The sequence below is a fragment of the Methanobacterium veterum genome (genome assembly GCF_000745485.1).
GTDB lineage: Archaea > Methanobacteriota > Methanobacteria > Methanobacteriales > Methanobacteriaceae > Methanobacterium_D > Methanobacterium_D veterum.
The window spans coordinates 38,841-54,581 of the sequence record NZ_JQJK01000016.1; the positions used below are offsets into that span (position 1 = coordinate 38,841).

Below are 15,741 nucleotides of genomic sequence, written 5' to 3' on the forward strand. Positions count from 1 at the left end.
AAATTTTATGCCAATAGCAAAAGTAAATGATATAAACATGTATTATGAGATTCAAGGCGAAGGAGAACCTTTAATCTTTATACCGGGTCTTGGAACAGAAATCTCTTCTGCAGGCTTGTTTACAGCAAAACTTGCTAAAAAATACGGGGTAATTATATTTGATAATCGTGGCACTGGAAGGACTGACAAACCGGATGCACATTATTCTATTGAAATGATGGCTGAAGATACAGTTAGGCTCATGGATAAACTTAAAATAGAAAAAGCCCATTTTATGGGAGGCTCTATGGGGGCATGTATACTGCAGGTAATCGCTGCAAAATACCCGGAACGAGTAAATAGTATGGTATTATATTTGGCTACTCCTCGGTTCTCTGACGCATTGAAAAATGCAATGATGCCTTTTTTAAAGCCGCAAAAAGTGGAAGAAGGGAAAACTAATCAAATGCACCCTCTATTTATGCAGAAATATCCTCCAACTGAAGGATCTTTATCAAGACAGCTTGAAGCGAATATGAAATTTGACGGTAGAGATTTGATTGGCCAAATTAAAGCACCTACTCTTATTATTAATGCTACAAAAGACCGGTTTATCCCGATAGAATCTACTGAAGAACTAGCAGAGGTAATACCTCATGCAAAAGTGATTCTTGTAGATGGAGATCATTTATTCCCAATGACAAAGTCGGAATTATTAATTAAGCCTGCTATTGTGTTTCTGGAAGAAATGGATTTGAAATATTAATGGAGGAATATCATGCCTGCAATAAATGATGATAAAAACAATGGCGTGGCGGGACAAAAAAATTACGTTATAAACACTTCAAGATATATTCGTAAACTTTCAAATTTAGAACGAATGTATTTATGGAGCCCTTACAGCGACGTATCGATGGTAGCAAGAATTAAAGGAAATGTTTCAGAAGAAAAACTGCTCAGTGCATTAAATATAGTTTTGCAGATGCATCCACTTGCTGGTGCAAAGATCGTGTTTGATGATGATTATAACGCGTGGTTTTCAATCGATAATGTTTGTAAACCTTTCTTTAAAACTGTAAACAGAGTTTCAGATACACAATGGCTTGAAGAGCTGCAGTGTGAAATTCAAATACCTTTTAATCCAGAAACAGGGCCATTGATCCGGTTTATATTGGTGCATTCTGAAACAGTATCAGATCTGGTAGTTATATGCAACCACAGCATCTGCGATGGAATGTCACTGGTATATTTAATTCGTGATCTGCTTGATATTTACACAAATCCAGAGCAGGAAATTAAAGTAACCAATTCTGTGGATATTAGGGATTTTCTTCCAAAAGGAGGGTTTTCGCTGCAGTCAGTCATGATGAAACTTATTATGGGCAATGCTAACAGGAAGTGGGAGAAAAATCCATATTATTTTGACCATAAAGATGCAGTTGCTGTACAGAACGCATATTGGGAAAAATATGTCTTTAACACAGTTCTTCTTGAGCTTGAACCTCCAGAAACAAAATTTCTCTTAAAACAGTGCAGAAATAAGGGTATTTCAGTTGGCTCTGCAGTAATAGCTGCTTTTATAGCAGCTCACGAATATATTGTCGGTCCATTCGTTAAAAACCAGAAACAGTTATGGGTCCCTTTTGACATGAGGAGACACGCAACTACTCCAATTGGTGATGTTTTCGGTCTTTGTATTGGAGCACCTCGGTTTTCATATACATACAATGCAAAAAAACCATTCTGGGAGAATGCGGCAGTTTTACATAAAGAAATCCATAAAAGAGTCTCAAAATTAGACTCTCACACCATGGAAACTCCAGATTCTCATCCTACATTTATGGATGCATTATCTTCTTTTGCACTTCTTAAGGAAGTTGTTCCTGAAGCATACACTAAAACGGAGAATTTGAAGATGTATTTTCAAGATGAAAAGAACATTACTTTCTCATTTGCAAAAAGGTCCAGGAGCATGGTTCCAGGTTCAATTCCTTCAAATTTGGGGCCACTTGACATACCTGAGACCTATGGGGATCTTCAAATTGATAAAATGATCTTCTTCCCGGTAATAAGTGATTCTGTTCCTCTAAATCTTGGAGGGCTTAGTATTAGTAATAAAATGGTGTTCTCTCTTAGCTATCCTGAGCCAAAGGATAGAGGAAATATCATGACTGGTGAAATGATTCAGATCCGTAACAGGGCTCTGGAATATCTGGGTTTTCTGGATAAAGCAAGTGAAAAGGCAATTGTATAGAATATAGTATAAATTAATAGAGGTTTAAAAACATGCCAACTGTAAAAGTGAATGATATAAATATGTATTGCGGGTACATGGCGATGGAGAACCCTTATTGATAATTTGGGGAATGGGTGGAGAGATCTCCACTTTTGTTGATTACATGGATAGTCTGGATAAAGATTATAAATTAATCTTCTTTGATAACCGGGGCACAGGCAGGACAGATATGCCAGATGAACATTATTCCATTGAGATGATGGCGGAGGATACAATTAGTCTTATTGATGAAATTGGTATAAAGAGTGCTCATGTTTTGGGGATTTCTATGGGATCACGCATCGCGATTGTAATGGCTGCAAAGCATCCTGAGCGGGTTAAAAGTTTAATCTTAAATGTGGCAGCAGCTGGTTTTCCAGACATGTATAAATCTATTCTGGATGTTTCACTCGAAAATATGGATTTAAGAGAAAAACTACTTCGAAAAACAGGAATAGTATTTATACAGAAGTACCCACCTAACCCTGAATCATTTCTCAGGCAGTTAAAAGCTATGGCAGATTTCAATGGCAGAGACTATTTAGGTAAAATTAAAGCATCTACACTTATAATAAATGGCACAAAGGATCAGTTGGCACCTATGGAGTTAACTGAAGAACTCGCACTAGGAATTAGTGATGTGAAACTTGTTCTTGTTGATGAAGGACATTATTTTGCAGCATTAAAGCCAGAATTACTCATTAAACATTCTTTGGAGTTTATGAAAGAAATTGAAACAAAAACAGTTTAACAGAATATTAAGATGTAAAAATCACGATGAGATGTGTTAAATGGAAAAAATGGATAAATGTAAAGATTTGAAAAAAATGGTTTTAGAAAAAGGATATCCTGAGGCAAAAATCATTTCAGCAGACAAAGTGGTAGTAGAAGATAGAGTACGTCTTAAATGTATGGTGGGTTGTCCTCATTATGGTCAGGGCCTAAGATGCCCACCTTACACGCCAGATATAGATGAGTTCAGAAAGATGGTGGGGGAATATAGCTTTGCCATGGTTGTCAAGATTAAGCCTCAGGAAATACCTGATGAAGTCACAGCAAAATATAAATTGGAAAAGAATAAGGAAGAGCCGGTTAGGTTAAGGGACCAATATGAAGATGCAGATAAAATGTTATCGAGTGTATGGTCTGATTTTGCGGACTATTACAAAAAATCTTTACTGGACTTGTTGGACCTGGAAAGTGCTGCTTTCAGTTTGGGGTATACCTTTGCCACTGTGTTTTTTGCTGGAAGATGCATGCTTTGCGAAAAATGTAACGTAAAAGAAGGGATATGTAGAAACCCTGTAATATCGCGTTTTTCTGCAGAAGCTATGGGTATCAATCTATTAAAAACAGCTAAAAATGCAGAAATGAACCTAAAATTTGATCCAGATAGTACTCCAACTCCAATGGCAATATTGCTCGTAGATTAATGAATAAAATTTAACATGGCAGCTGGAGACAGAAACTTAGAAATTATGAAATTCATCAGCAGAAGTTAGTAAGATGAGTATAAATAGTATTAGTAGACAGAATGGAAAGAATGGTGATTTCATGAGCGAGATCAGTTTAGATACAAATTACGTAGAGGAAATTTTAACTCAAAATGGTTACATTCCTGATGATAATATAGTTACTGTGATGTTTTTAGCATTATCCCTTAAAAAGCCAATATTAATTGAAGGTCCTCCTGGGACTGGTAAGACTGAGCTCTCTAAAGCAGTTTCTAGAGCGTTTGAAAGGGATTTTTTTAGAGTACAGTGTTATGAAGGCATAACATTTGAACAGATCGTTGGGGAATGGAATTATCAAAAACAACTCCTGCATCTGGAAATGTCCAAGATAAATAAAACCGCACCGGATAAAACAGAACAAGATGTCTTCAGCGAAGAATTTTTTATAAAAAGGCCGCTTTTATCAGCATTTATGAATGAAAAACCTTCAGTTATACTCATAGATGAAATTGATAAAGCAGATGAAGAAGTAGAAAGTTTCCTGCTTCAAGCACTTGGAGAAAAACAGATCACAGTCAATGATCTGGGAACATTTGACCTTAAGAACGATTTACTTGTTATCATGACTTCAAATTCTCAGAGACAGCTCCTTGACGAGACAAAGGACCGCTGTTTATATTTATATATTGATTACCCCACTTTTGAAAGGGAAGTGGAAATAGTTAAATCTCACGTGCCTGATGCTTCTTTAAATCTGATAAAGAGTGTTGTAAGGGCTATGCAGAAAATACGCAAACTTAGTTTAATTAAAGTGCCATCAATCAGGGCAACTGTAGACTGGATTAATAGTTTACTTATTTTCGGTAAAGATGACTTAGATGATGAATCATTTAAAAAAACCATTAATGTTGTCATAAAGAATGAAGAAGATAAAAATAAAGTGATAGAATCCTTTAAGCTGGATTAAACTACTTCGGCTGATTGGTAATATGTTAGAAGAGATAACTAAATTTTCAGGAAAGCTCCGGGAAAGCGGGATCCCTGCAAGTATTAGGAGTACAGAAATAGCATGTCAAGCGGTTCCACTAATTAAAGAGAATGATGGAGATTTAAGGGAAGCTCTAGCATGCATCTATCTTAAAGACCAGCGGCAGAGAAAGAGATTTAATGAAGTGTATGGTTCTTTTTTTGAAGGAAAAGGAACAGATAATGGGGAGCAGTCTGTAAAGAAACAATCTAAACATACAAAACATGTAAGATCTTCACTGATTACTACATCTTCACCAACAGGTGCAAACACTGCTCCTGGCTTAAACAGCACTTATCATGCATGGGATCATAGAATGAATCATATAAATGATTCTATAATGGATAAAATTAAGATAGAATACATCGAAAATACCCTTGGAGGTAGCAGTGACGATGGTTCTATAAATGACAAATCAGGTTTACTTAAAAGTAACATAATGACTTTAAATTCTCTTCAGCCTGAACTGATAGATTTGTGCCAGAAGCTTGGTAGAAAGATTGCTACAAAAAGAGCACGAAGATATAAACAATCTAAGAAGCAAAAACCAGATATTAGAAGGACTATCAGAAAGAATTTAAAGCACGGCGGAACTCTTCTTGAACTTGTAAAAAGTAAACCTAAATTAAAGAAACAGAATCATTATTTTTTAAATGACGTGAGTGTTTCATGCGACTGGATAAGCATCTGGTTTTTCTGTATGGTTTACGCGGCACAAAATTCATTCACTAGGGCAAGGGCATTTGAATTTGATAACAGAACTGCTGAGGTAACTTCTGCTCTCTATGAGCTTAATGTAGTCGATGCATTCGTTAAAGTTTTAAAGATCAGACAGGAAAATGCAATGATCCATGGTAAATCTAACATGTATACTGCATTTGGAGGTTTCCTTGATCAAGCGAATCTGAATAGTAAATCATACGTCATGATCTTAAGTGACTGCAGAGATTGGGCAGGGCCAAAACATAACAATGAACCATTGAGTGCAGAATTTATCAGTCAAATGTCTCAAATAGCAAAAAGGGTTTTAATATTAAATCCTGAACCAAAGAATAAATGGAACGTAGCCGACAGCCGTGTTTCATATTATGAAAAGGCAGGGGCTGAAGTTTTTGAGGTCCGTGATTTAGAACAGCTTGCTAATTTAATAAGTGAGATTTAGTTAATTTTAAATTATATAAACTTATATTTTATTATTAAATGGTGAATTCAAATGTTTATTTTGAAATTGAAATATTCTAAACATGTAGATGAAGTTGATAAAGTATTGGCGTCTCATACGAAATATTTAAAAAAAATACTGTTCATTAAAAAAGTTTATTTGCACTGGTAGGCTTAATCCAAGGACTGGCGGCGTAATTATTTGTAATGCTAAAAATAAAGAAGAAGTTGAGACTCTGATAAAAGAAGATCCCTTTTACACTAATGAAGTTGCAGAATATGGGATAATTGAGTTTTTACCTAAAGTATATGCCGAAGGATTTGAAGAATATATAAAATAAAATATTATTCTCTTTTAAATGTGATGAAATAACTTATGTGTTGTTTAATTTTAATAAGGGGTTTAAATATATGCCATATGATAAAGAACTAGAAAAATTTGGTTTTTTAGAAAAAATAGCCCTGAAAATGGGAGCTATTGATACAAAAGTTATAACTGTAGACGATGTTTGTGTAGAAAATAGAGTGACACTTAAATGTAGGGCTGGATGTGTTGGCTACGGTAAAAAGTTAACGTGTCCTCCTTATGTTCCTACAGCGGGTGAATTTAAGGATATTCTAAATGAATATCAATATGCAATGCTTGTGAAATTTAAATCACCAGCAAAAGCCGATGAAGAGACTGTATGTTCAATATACAAGAACTGGTTTGATCCTGACACTCCAGAAGACTTGAAAAATAAAGCTGATACATTCTGGAATGATTATTTTGATTACAGCCAGGATATACATAATATCATGCTTGAACTTGAGAAAACAGCATTTAACAAGGGTTACACATTTGCCCTTGCATTTGTAAACGGTTCATGCAGGTTATGTAATGTTTGCAATACAAAGAGCGGAGTATGTGTTCATCCAAACAGGGCAAGGATACCTGAACATGCAGTGGGTATCAACATGAAGAAAACAGCCGAAGATGCCGGAATGGGGATTCAATTTCCATTTTCAGGCCATCCTGAGCCCATGACTATATTATTAATAGATTAAACTTTTAAATTCTTTTTATCCTTTTTTATTGTTTGTAATTTAGTTAAAATGCTATTTTAGATAAATTTTTATATTTATAGGGGCTAAAATACATACAGCTGTTTCATGAAACCTGAAGAACTTAACATGAGACAAACAGAACGAATTGAAATTTCTGATTTTTTTATAATATAGATGTTTTACTTTTATCCTGAGGGATATATGAAATTTAAAAACGTTGATCATCGTTTAAATGTTTTCTTTTTTCGGGTTAAGACACTTATTTGTTTTTAAATTTAGATATATATTGATAAAACTTTTGAAATGAAAAATGTAGCCTAGATTTAATTTTTTCCATAAAGTCTATACAAGATAACGATATTAAATAATTACAGGTGATATGATGATAGAATATTTAGCTCAAGAGGAAGGGCATACTACTTACCAATTAATTTTTAAAGATACTGGAATCTCAGAAAAGACATATAAAATTCTAGAAAAGCGTTTAAAGAAATACGATGAAAATTTAGTATTGACACACGTGCCTGTTGCAGGTGAAGTGGTAATCATTGTAAATAAAAAATGCGAAACTGATGAATGCCGTGAGGCGGAAGCAGAACGGTTTATTAAATATTATGTGGGGATTTCGAGAAAACTTAAGTAGATAGCCATAACTTAGCTACAGTTTAATTATTAATAGGATTAGTGTATTTTATGGAATTTAAAATCGAAAAAATGAAGCATGAAGATTGGGAACAGGTTTCAAAAATATATAATGAAGGTATTAAAACTGGAAATGCTACCTTTGAGACCGAGGTGCCTTCGTGGGAATCCTGGATTTCAAAACATCTACCTTGCTGTAATCTCGTCGCGCGCAGAAATAAAATTTTAGGTTGGGCAGCAGTATCACCAACTTCAAGCAGAAATATTTATTCTGGAGTGACTGAAGTCAGCATTTATGTAAGTAAAGAATGTAAAAGAACAGGTGTAGGTTTATCTCTTCTTAAAAAATTAATAGAATTATCTGAAAATAACAGTATCTGGACTTTACAGGCGGGAATATTTCCAGAAAACGAGGCAAGTATAAATCTGCATAAGAAATGCGGATTTAGAATTGTAGGCATCCGTGAAAAGATAGGAAAAATGGATGATGTCTGGCGTGATGTTGTTTTGATGGAAAGGCGCAGTAAGAAAGCAGGTATAACATAGTTCGATAAATTATATAATTTGAATTCTTATTTTCAGCTGTTTTAATAACTACTCTGTTAAATTCAGTACAGTCATTGTCACGGTTTGACCTATTTTATTCATATCTTTTGAATTGAGCTTGTCAAAGGTATTGGCACTGCTCCATGGAGCAACTTCAAAGGGCTGGCTCATTACCTGCAAAACAGGCACTTTATCATTGTTATAATAGAATGGATAAGTATCGCTGGGGTATGTTGTAGTTCCAGTAACAGCAGAGTATCCTAATTGTTTGGCGCATTGCTTCATAAGATCTATAAGTTTAGGGTCTCCATTAACAGGCTTTGGTTGGTTACTGTGACCAATTAGAGATACCTGTTTGCCGGCACCAACACAGTTAAGGTCGATCATCGCTTCACAATTTTTAACAACTTCTGGATGCCCCTTTACAAAGGCATCTGAACCTTTAAACCACATTTCTTCCCCTCCAAACCCAACAATGAGAACTGTTTGTTTTGGTTTGTAACCCGTGGAAAATACTCTTGCCATTTCGGTTTGTATTCCCATGGCTGCTGCATCATCTGTGGCCCCTTCGCAAAATCCCGGAGAATCAATATGTGAGCCTATTATAATGTATTTTTCGGGACTTTCTGACCCTTTAATTTCCCCAATAACGTTGTATGTGTACTTTCCGTTGCCAAGATCTACTTTTTCTTTGTATGCATTTATTCCATTGTTTTTAAATTCAGTTTCCATGTTATCTGCAGCTTTTATTTCAGCGTCGTTACCGCCGTATCGGGGGCCTAAACTGCAGATCGTTTTGGAAAAATCAAGGGCGTTTTGTGAATTAAATTCTTTAGCTTTGGCCAGTGGATCGGTTACAATTGGTTGAAACTGATCAAGGGTACTGGATGAATTGAACATGAATGCACCTGCAAGCACCACTGCGCATAACGCTATTCCTGCAATTAAAAATATGTTTTTATTTTTCATAAAAATCCCCAGTCGCATTTAATTAATTATTTAAAATGGTGATAATCATTTGATCATGATTTAAACTAAATTAGAAAGTTTAAAAGAGTTAGAATCACAATATCTCAGATTAGTTATTGATTTAGTACTGCTAACTTTTGAGTTAATTTCCTGCACATAATTTCTTTATTTAAACTTAATAATAAACTTTATTAGAATAGTAATAATTAGAATGTTATTAGCAGATTAATTTTTATTTGATAATGATCGTAAAATGAGTTATTTGTTATTTAGAATGTTTTTAAAACTATTTTGAGCAATAAAATGGATTTAGATTTTAAAATAAATAGTTTGTTTTTGAGATTTAGTTCGCTTTTGGGATTTCGATCTTCCGAGCGTTAGCGAGGCAAACTCAATTGGTTTTGAAATATTATAAGAATTTAATAAAAAGGATTTGTTAACGCTTAGAATGTATTTAAAATAAAAATTCACTTTGATTTTGGTTTTCCGGAACTCAAAAATTTTTTATTTTTGAGTGAGGATTTCGGTTCATCCTTTTTAAAAGCCCTCGAAAATTCATAGAATTTTCGGGGCACCAAAATTCTTCGAATTTTGAGTGGATGAGCGGACCCGCCGGGATTTGAACCCGGGACCCTCAGATTAGGAGTCTGATGCCCTGTCCTGGCTAGGCTACGGGCCCACGTGTATTCAGAATTAATTTGTTGTATCTGATTTATAAGTTTTTATTTTAGTATTTAACTTGTCCGCTTTTTAGATTTCGATCTTCCGAGCGAAGCGAGGCAAACCCAATTGTTTTTGAAATCTTCAGTGGATTTAAATGAAGAAGATTTAAATTAGAATTTGTTGGAATTCAGATAAGAATTAAAATTAGAATTCGCCTTGATTTTGGTTTTACCGCAACTCAAAATTTTTTATTTTGAGTGAGGATTTTGGATTAAAACTTTTCGTAAAAGCCCTCAAACACTTCGTGTTTGGGGCACCAAAAATACTTCGTATTTTTGAGTGTTTTAGCGGACCCGCCGGGATTTGAACCCGGGACCTTCGGATTAGAAGTCCGACGCCCTATCCAACTAGGCTACGGGCCCGTATGATACTGTTCAAAGTTGGTAATTACTAGATTGTTGGTTCTGCTATATAAAATAAACTGTTACGTGTAACTATTTTTATAATAATTACGCGCAACCTATTAAAGCTCATTTTATAAATAAGTTACATGTAGGCTGGTGATTCTGTTTCACCTTGCCCCTGTACCGTTTGAGCTAGTTCTTTGAGTCTATTTTCTATTTCTTCCGCTTCTTTTATGAGGGGCTCTGCATTGATGTTTGTGCCTAACATTTTGTTTAAAACGTTTGTAACATCTGCAGCAGCCCGTGGATCTGGATATGGGCTTGTTATTTCTGCAAATAGACAGGATCCTGGTATGCCTTTCATCATGCTTCTTGTAAGTAAAGTACCTGATAGACCGCTTATATTTCCGAATGGTAGAATAGGCAGGTCTAATTTTCCAAGGCGTTCCAGAGCTTCATCTGAGTTTGCAGCACCTGCAGCTCCCTGGCTTTTTTCCCTTACAACTATACTGTTAAATGTAATTATCTCCTTACTGTTGTTTCGTTCCATCCAGTCCACTATGCCGTTTGTCATGTCAAAAGCGACATTTTGAGGGATGATGAAATCTGAAAGGAATAAAACAATCCCTTCTGTGGCATATATTCTAAACGGATGGATTGCTTTACCTTTATACAGTACTGCAAGAGGAGGGAAATATTTGGAGTCAATATATCCTATTTCCTCCATGTTAAGCTCTTCAACTAAAAGCCATCCTAGTATATTTCCTATAAGGCCTAATTCAGGTGATCCTTCTAAGACTATTGCATCTTCAACATTTTTAGAAATTATTTTACAACATTCATATTCAGTCTCAACCATATCAACCATCTACGGTGCACCTCCTGCACCTCCAACGTTTTTACCTGTTTGAGCGTCTATCCAGATTTCTCCGGCTTGTTTACCGTTGTATATAATTGGAACGACGTAAACTTTTTCACCGTTCATTGTTGTAAGTTTAGGAGTGCCTGCTTTCGCCCCGTCCTGTTCTATGTAATTATTTTGAACAATTGATTTGGCTTCGCTTGCTGATATTTTCACACTACTACCTCCATTTGAACTTGAAGTGTGGCTTCCTGTAGAAGTTGTTTCACTTTGGGTTTGGGTTTGACTTCCGTCAGACTGGGTAGTTGTGCCCTGATCTGAAGATTGTTGATTGTCCTGTGAAGTAGTAGGCTGCCATAAACCCGGAGTAGTTGTAGTAACATGATAAGTAGCTGCTGCGACACCTATAAGTAATACAATGACAACGGATAAAAGAATCTTTGTGTTAACCATTAGTTCACCTCTTCATAGAATTGCACTGATCTCTAAATTGGAGTTATTACTTAAATAATGTTTACTAATATAAATCTTTGACTTATTATAGTTTTAGTGTTCCCGATTATACGTAGAAAAAAGCTTTTAAAGCGCGTTAATAAAGTGTTTTTAAAAAATTAAAGATGTTTTCGCTGTTTTTATATTCCTACAAAGTTAAGCTTATTAATCGGAGGTTGTTAATTAGTCTTTTATAATATATATATTTTTCATTTTTTTTTTCAAAGAAAAGCTTATTATTATAGATAATAAATTGAAATAGTGATATTCGTATATTTTAAAAACAAGAGGTGATACATTTGAGCGAAAAGATTGTTATATCGCCAACATCACGACAGGAAGGACATGCCGAACTGGTCATGGAAGTCGATGATGAAGGAATAGTAACTAAGGGGCGATACTTCAGTATTACTCCAGTCAGAGGACTAGAAAAGATAGTAACAGGCAAAGCTCCAGAAACCGCACCAGTAATCGTGCAGAGGATCTGTGGTGTCTGTCCTATACCTCACACTTTAGCATCAGTAGAAGCTATGGATGATTCATTAGGTATAGAACCACCAAAAGCAGGTAAACAGTTAAGAGAACTAACTTTAGCGGCTCATCACATAAACAGTCACGCTATACACCATTTCTTAATAGCACCTGATTTTGTTCCAGAAAATTTAATGGCAGCCGCCATAAACTCAGTTTCTGAAGTAAGGAAAGTTTCACAGTATGTAGTTGATATGGTTGCTGGGGAAGGTATACACCCATCAGATATTCGAATTGGTGGAATGGCAAGTAACATTTCTGAAGTTGCAAGGAAAAGGTTATACACAAGATTAAAAGCACTCCAGCCAGTACTGGATGAACACGTAGACCTTATTGTAGGTTTAGTAGCTGATAAAGACTTACCAAAAGGCTTAGGAGTTCACGACCAGCCAACACTTGCTACCGATGTCCTTTACGGTAACAGAGACAAATTTGATCTTGACAGATTTACCGAAATAATGCCAGAAAGATGGTATAAGGACCCAGAAATAGGTAAAAGAGCTTGTTCAACTGTCCCTCTCTATGACGGTGTAAACATAGAAGTAGGTCCAAGAGCAAGAGCTGTTGAATACGGCGGATTCTCCGGAAAAGGTACCGTAGCTCAACATATAGCTCGAGCAATGGAAATGAAAAGGGCTCTCTCAAAAGCAATAGCCATACTTGACGAATTAGACACATCTGCTCCTGCAAACGTTGGTAACTTCGATGTTAGAGGTACAGGTAAACTCGGAATTGGTGCAATAGAAGGCCCAAGAGGAATGGACGTTCATATGGCTCAAGTAGGCGAAAACGGTAAAACTGAATTCTACAGCGCTTTAGTCCCAACAACCTGGAACATTCCAACCATGGGACCTGCAACCGAAGGATTCCACCATGAATTTGGCCCACACGTAATAAGAGGATACGACCCTTGTCTGTCTTGTGCTACCCACATGATAGTATTAGACGACGAAGATAAGAGCGTCATTAGAAACGAAATGGTCAGATTATAAGGGAATAAAAATGCCATACGATGCGGAGATTTTAGTTGTTGGCTGCGGAAATGTCCTTTTCGAAGATGACGGATTTGGACCTGCAGTAATAGAGGCCTTACAGGAATATTTCAAGGATCATGAGCTTCCAGAGAACACAATGTTAGTAGATGCAGGAACCAGCGCACCACACTACATATTTTCTCTTCCACACAAATCATGGAAGAAACTTATAGTAGTAGATGTGGTAGAATCTAATGCTGAACCTGGATCAGTGCGGAGATTTGAGGTAACAGAACTTCCAAGAGGACGATACGACGATGCCCATTCATGGTCGGTGGAAGAGCCTTTACATGAGTTGAGTAAAAAATGCGAAGTTTTTGTAATTGGATGCCAGCCAGAGTCTATCTCTGCTCCAGATGTTATAATGGGCTTAACTAAAAGTGTGGAGGAAGCTATTCCCAAGGCCATGGAAATCATTTTGAAAGAAATAGGGGTTTAGCATATGTTAGCCCGAATTAAGAGATTTTTAGGAATGGAAGCTAAGCCAAAAGAAGATGAAAAAGTTCCAGTTGAAAAAAAAGTGCCAACGGAAGAAAAAAAAGTAGCTTCAGAAGAGGAGGTTGAAAAAGTGGCTGAAGAGAAACCTAAACCAAGAATTGGATACATCCACTTAAGCGGATGTACCGGAGATGTAATGTCGTTGAGTGAAAACTACGACATTTTAGCACCGTTACTTACTGAAATGGTGGATATAGTATACGGACAAACACTGGTAGACCGATGGGACATACCAGAAATGGACATAGCATTAATAGAAGGATCTGTATGTCTTCAAGATGAACACAGCTTACACGAATTAAAAGAAGTTCGTGAAAAAGCAGGATTAGTAGTAGCATTCGGTTCATGTGCTGCAACAGGATGTTTCACCAGATATTCAAGGGGTGGACAGCAAGCACAGCCAGCTCACGAATCATTCGTGCCAGTAGCTGATGTAGTAAAAGTTGATTTAGCAATCCCAGGATGTCCTCCATCACCAGAAATCATCGCTAAAACAGTTGTTGCTGTAATTAACGGTGATATGGATTACTTACAACCAATGATGGATCTTGTTGGCTACACTGAAGCATGTGGTTGCGACTTACAGCTTAAAGTGGTAAACCAGGCATTATGTATCGCATGTGGTACATGTGCAATGTCATGCCCAACTCGTGCAGTAAGTATGACTGCTGGAAGGCCAGAAGTTAACAGTGACAGATGTGTCAAGTGTGGTGTCTGTTACATCCAGTGCCCAAGAAGCTGGTGGCCAATGGAAAGAATTAAAAAGGATACTGGATTATAGGAGGCTAAAAAATGGTATTAGGAACATATAAAGAAGCACTCTCTGCAAGATCAACTGACAAACAAATCCAGAAAATTGCACAGGATGGAGGAATTGTATCAGCTCTTTTATCCTTTGCTCTTGATGAGAAAATTATAGATGGTGCAGTTGTCGCAGGGCCTGGAAAAGATATGTGGAAACCAGAACCACAAGTTGCATTAACATCTGATGAATTATTAGCAGCAGCAGGTACCAAATACACATTCTCTCCAAACGTCTGGATGCTTAAAAAAGCTGTAAGACAATACGGTCTTGAAAAAGTCGGTACTGTAGCAATTCCATGTCAGACCATGGGTATAAGGAAAATGCAGTCATATCCATTTGGTGTAAGATTTGTCGCAGACAAAATTGCATTACTTTTAGGTATATACTGTATGGAAAACTTCCCATTTGCATCTCTCCAGACATTCATCTCAGAGAAAATGGGAGTTAGCCCAGAACTGGTCGAAAAAATGGACATAGGTAAAGGTAAATTCTGGATATACACCGCAGATGATGAATTAAGCATTCCACTCAAAGAAACACACGGATACGAACAGAGTGGATGTAAAGTTTGTCTTGACTACGTTGCAGAATTAGCTGACCTTTCAACAGGTTCAGTAGGTTCCCCAGACGGATGGTCAACAGTACTTACACGTACTGACGCTGGTGAAAGCGTATTTAAACTTGCCGTTGACGCAGGTTTAATTGAAACCAAACCTATGGCTGATGTAAAACCAGGTCTCGGTCTCTTAGAAAAGCTTGCAAAAGACAAAAAAACCAAGAATCAAAAAACAATTGATGAAAGGATTGCAATGGGATTACCTGTCCCATACAAAGCAAGCACAGAAAAAGAAGACCCACTTGCAAACTTCTAAGTTTGAAAATGTAGGAATTAATTCCTACTAATTTTATTTTTTTTGTTTAAATTATATTTCAATGATTACAACTATTATGTGGTTAAAATGGACATAATTACACTTTTAGGGGCGATGTGCCTTGCTTACGGTGGTATGTTAATCCTGTATTATAGGTTACGTACAACCGAAAAACGAAAAGAATTATCTTACCTTATGCTAAATGGAATAAAAAGCATGCGCCGAGGTAATTTAGATAAAGCATTAATATATCTTGATAAGGCCTATGGATATGCCATTGAAACAGGTAACAGGGAAGAAATGGCAGATGCACTTTATAATATTGGTATAATATACAAAGAAAAAGGGGAAATGGACAGCGCAAGGGAATACCTAAACAGTGCACAGAGTGTATATGATGAAATACAGGATAAAGACGGTAGTAAAAAAGTAACAGTTGCCACACGCTCAATCCGATAATAAAAAATGATATTGGTTTTA

General features: G+C 36.3%; 17 protein-coding genes, 2 tRNA genes and 1 pseudogene. 15 read left to right on the plus strand and 5 right to left on the minus strand.

The window, feature by feature from the left end; translation table 11 throughout:
- Positions 1–7: 7 nt before the first annotated feature.
- The 10 genes and pseudogenes from EJ01_RS16495 (at position 8) to EJ01_RS08890 (ending at position 8,131) form a co-directional block, all read left to right on the plus strand.
- Positions 8–745, plus strand: a complete 738-nt coding sequence (locus EJ01_RS16495; protein WP_052376011.1) for an alpha/beta fold hydrolase — start codon at positions 8–10, stop codon at positions 743–745.
- 12 nt (positions 746–757) lie between these two features.
- Positions 758–2,233: a condensation domain-containing protein gene (locus EJ01_RS08855; RefSeq protein ID WP_048081709.1), complete on the plus strand. Its 1,476-nt coding sequence runs from the start codon at positions 758–760 to the stop codon at positions 2,231–2,233.
- Positions 2,234–2,330: 97 nt separating this feature from the next.
- On the plus strand, positions 2,331–3,005 hold the full coding sequence (locus tag EJ01_RS16500) for an alpha/beta fold hydrolase (protein WP_052376013.1): 675 nt from the start codon (positions 2,331–2,333) through the stop codon (positions 3,003–3,005).
- A gap of 40 nt (positions 3,006–3,045) precedes the next feature.
- The gene (locus EJ01_RS08865) at positions 3,046–3,687 is read left to right on the plus strand and encodes a DUF2284 domain-containing protein (RefSeq protein ID WP_048081710.1); all 642 of its coding nucleotides are present in this window, start codon (positions 3,046–3,048) and stop codon (positions 3,685–3,687) included.
- Positions 3,688–3,808: 121 nt separating this feature from the next.
- Entirely contained in the window at positions 3,809–4,675 is an 867-nt protein-coding gene (locus EJ01_RS08870) for an AAA family ATPase (protein ID WP_048081711.1), read from the plus strand.
- Between the two features lie 22 nt (positions 4,676–4,697).
- Positions 4,698–5,897, plus strand: a complete 1,200-nt coding sequence (locus EJ01_RS08875; protein WP_048081712.1) for a VWA domain-containing protein — start codon at positions 4,698–4,700, stop codon at positions 5,895–5,897.
- Positions 5,898–6,051: 154 nt separating this feature from the next.
- Positions 6,052–6,237: pseudogene (locus EJ01_RS18085) on the plus strand (YciI family protein); the annotation flags it as partial.
- A 70-nt stretch (positions 6,238–6,307) separates the two neighbouring features.
- Complete coding sequence (locus tag EJ01_RS08880; protein WP_048081713.1) at positions 6,308–6,943, plus strand: DUF2284 domain-containing protein; 636 nt, start codon at positions 6,308–6,310, stop codon at positions 6,941–6,943.
- A gap of 382 nt (positions 6,944–7,325) precedes the next feature.
- Entirely contained in the window at positions 7,326–7,586 is a 261-nt protein-coding gene (locus EJ01_RS08885; RefSeq protein ID WP_048081714.1) for a hypothetical protein, read from the plus strand.
- A gap of 50 nt (positions 7,587–7,636) precedes the next feature.
- Positions 7,637–8,131: a GNAT family N-acetyltransferase gene (locus EJ01_RS08890; protein WP_048081715.1), complete on the plus strand. Its 495-nt coding sequence runs from the start codon at positions 7,637–7,639 to the stop codon at positions 8,129–8,131.
- Between the two features lie 48 nt (positions 8,132–8,179).
- Here EJ01_RS08890 and EJ01_RS08895 read toward each other — a convergent pair whose 3' ends face one another.
- The 5 genes from EJ01_RS08895 to EJ01_RS08915 all read right to left on the minus strand — a co-directional run bounded on the left by EJ01_RS08895 (position 8,180) and on the right by EJ01_RS08915 (position 11,482).
- The gene (locus EJ01_RS08895) at positions 8,180–9,100 is read right to left on the minus strand and encodes a M28 family metallopeptidase (protein ID WP_048081716.1); all 921 of its coding nucleotides are present in this window, start codon (positions 9,098–9,100) and stop codon (positions 8,180–8,182) included.
- Positions 9,101–9,704: 604 nt separating this feature from the next.
- A tRNA-Arg gene (locus EJ01_RS08900) sits at positions 9,705–9,779 on the minus strand.
- 332 nt (positions 9,780–10,111) lie between these two features.
- Positions 10,112–10,185: transfer RNA gene (locus EJ01_RS08905), tRNA-Arg, on the minus strand.
- A 124-nt stretch (positions 10,186–10,309) separates the two neighbouring features.
- The gene (locus tag EJ01_RS08910; RefSeq protein ID WP_048081788.1) at positions 10,310–11,026 is read right to left on the minus strand and encodes a proteasome assembly chaperone family protein; all 717 of its coding nucleotides are present in this window, start codon (positions 11,024–11,026) and stop codon (positions 10,310–10,312) included.
- Positions 11,027–11,035: 9 nt separating this feature from the next.
- Positions 11,036–11,482 carry a PepSY domain-containing protein gene (locus EJ01_RS08915; protein ID WP_048081717.1) on the minus strand — a complete coding sequence of 149 codons (447 nt, stop codon included), beginning with the start codon at positions 11,480–11,482 and terminating at the stop codon, positions 11,036–11,038.
- 338 nt (positions 11,483–11,820) lie between these two features.
- Here EJ01_RS08915 and frhA point away from each other — a divergent pair, with 338 nt between their 5' ends.
- From frhA to EJ01_RS08940, 5 genes are all read left to right on the plus strand, one after another.
- Complete coding sequence (gene frhA / locus EJ01_RS08920; RefSeq protein WP_048081718.1) at positions 11,821–13,044, plus strand: coenzyme F420 hydrogenase subunit alpha; 1,224 nt, start codon at positions 11,821–11,823, stop codon at positions 13,042–13,044.
- A gap of 10 nt (positions 13,045–13,054) precedes the next feature.
- Positions 13,055–13,525 carry a coenzyme F420-reducing hydrogenase, FrhD protein gene (frhD, locus tag EJ01_RS08925; RefSeq protein ID WP_048081719.1) on the plus strand — a complete coding sequence of 157 codons (471 nt, stop codon included), beginning with the start codon at positions 13,055–13,057 and terminating at the stop codon, positions 13,523–13,525.
- A 3-nt stretch (positions 13,526–13,528) separates the two neighbouring features.
- The gene (gene frhG, locus EJ01_RS08930; RefSeq protein ID WP_048081720.1) at positions 13,529–14,365 is read left to right on the plus strand and encodes a coenzyme F420 hydrogenase subunit gamma; all 837 of its coding nucleotides are present in this window, start codon (positions 13,529–13,531) and stop codon (positions 14,363–14,365) included.
- Between the two features lie 11 nt (positions 14,366–14,376).
- Positions 14,377–15,261 (plus strand): coenzyme F420 hydrogenase subunit beta, encoded by an 885-nt coding sequence (gene frhB / locus EJ01_RS08935; RefSeq protein WP_048081721.1) that lies wholly within the window; start codon positions 14,377–14,379, stop codon positions 15,259–15,261.
- Between the two features lie 87 nt (positions 15,262–15,348).
- On the plus strand, positions 15,349–15,720 hold the full coding sequence (locus EJ01_RS08940) for a tetratricopeptide repeat protein (RefSeq protein ID WP_048081722.1): 372 nt from the start codon (positions 15,349–15,351) through the stop codon (positions 15,718–15,720).
- The last annotated feature ends 21 nt before the right edge of the window (positions 15,721–15,741 follow it).

Coding starts and splice junctions, on each gene's coding strand:
- EJ01_RS08890 (WP_048081715.1), top strand. CDS start 7,637: ATGGAATTTAAAATCGAAAAAATGAAGCATGAAGATTGGGAACAGGTT.
- EJ01_RS08875 (WP_048081712.1), top strand. CDS start 4,698: ATGTTAGAAGAGATAACTAAATTTTCAGGAAAGCTCCGGGAAAGCGGG.
- EJ01_RS08895 (WP_048081716.1), bottom strand. CDS start 9,100: ATGAAAAATAAAAACATATTTTTAATTGCAGGAATAGCGTTATGCGCA.
- frhB (WP_048081721.1), top strand. CDS start 14,377: ATGGTATTAGGAACATATAAAGAAGCACTCTCTGCAAGATCAACTGAC.
- EJ01_RS08885 (WP_048081714.1), top strand. CDS start 7,326: ATGATAGAATATTTAGCTCAAGAGGAAGGGCATACTACTTACCAATTA.
- EJ01_RS08940 (WP_048081722.1), top strand. CDS start 15,349: ATGGACATAATTACACTTTTAGGGGCGATGTGCCTTGCTTACGGTGGT.
- frhG (WP_048081720.1), top strand. CDS start 13,529: ATGTTAGCCCGAATTAAGAGATTTTTAGGAATGGAAGCTAAGCCAAAA.
- EJ01_RS08910 (WP_048081788.1), bottom strand. CDS start 11,026: ATGGTTGAGACTGAATATGAATGTTGTAAAATAATTTCTAAAAATGTT.
- EJ01_RS16495 (WP_052376011.1), top strand. CDS start 8: ATGCCAATAGCAAAAGTAAATGATATAAACATGTATTATGAGATTCAA.
- EJ01_RS08865 (WP_048081710.1), top strand. CDS start 3,046: ATGGAAAAAATGGATAAATGTAAAGATTTGAAAAAAATGGTTTTAGAA.
- EJ01_RS08855 (WP_048081709.1), top strand. CDS start 758: ATGCCTGCAATAAATGATGATAAAAACAATGGCGTGGCGGGACAAAAA.
- EJ01_RS08915 (WP_048081717.1), bottom strand. CDS start 11,482: ATGGTTAACACAAAGATTCTTTTATCCGTTGTCATTGTATTACTTATA.
- EJ01_RS08880 (WP_048081713.1), top strand. CDS start 6,308: ATGCCATATGATAAAGAACTAGAAAAATTTGGTTTTTTAGAAAAAATA.
- frhD (WP_048081719.1), top strand. CDS start 13,055: ATGCCATACGATGCGGAGATTTTAGTTGTTGGCTGCGGAAATGTCCTT.
- EJ01_RS08870 (WP_048081711.1), top strand. CDS start 3,809: ATGAGCGAGATCAGTTTAGATACAAATTACGTAGAGGAAATTTTAACT.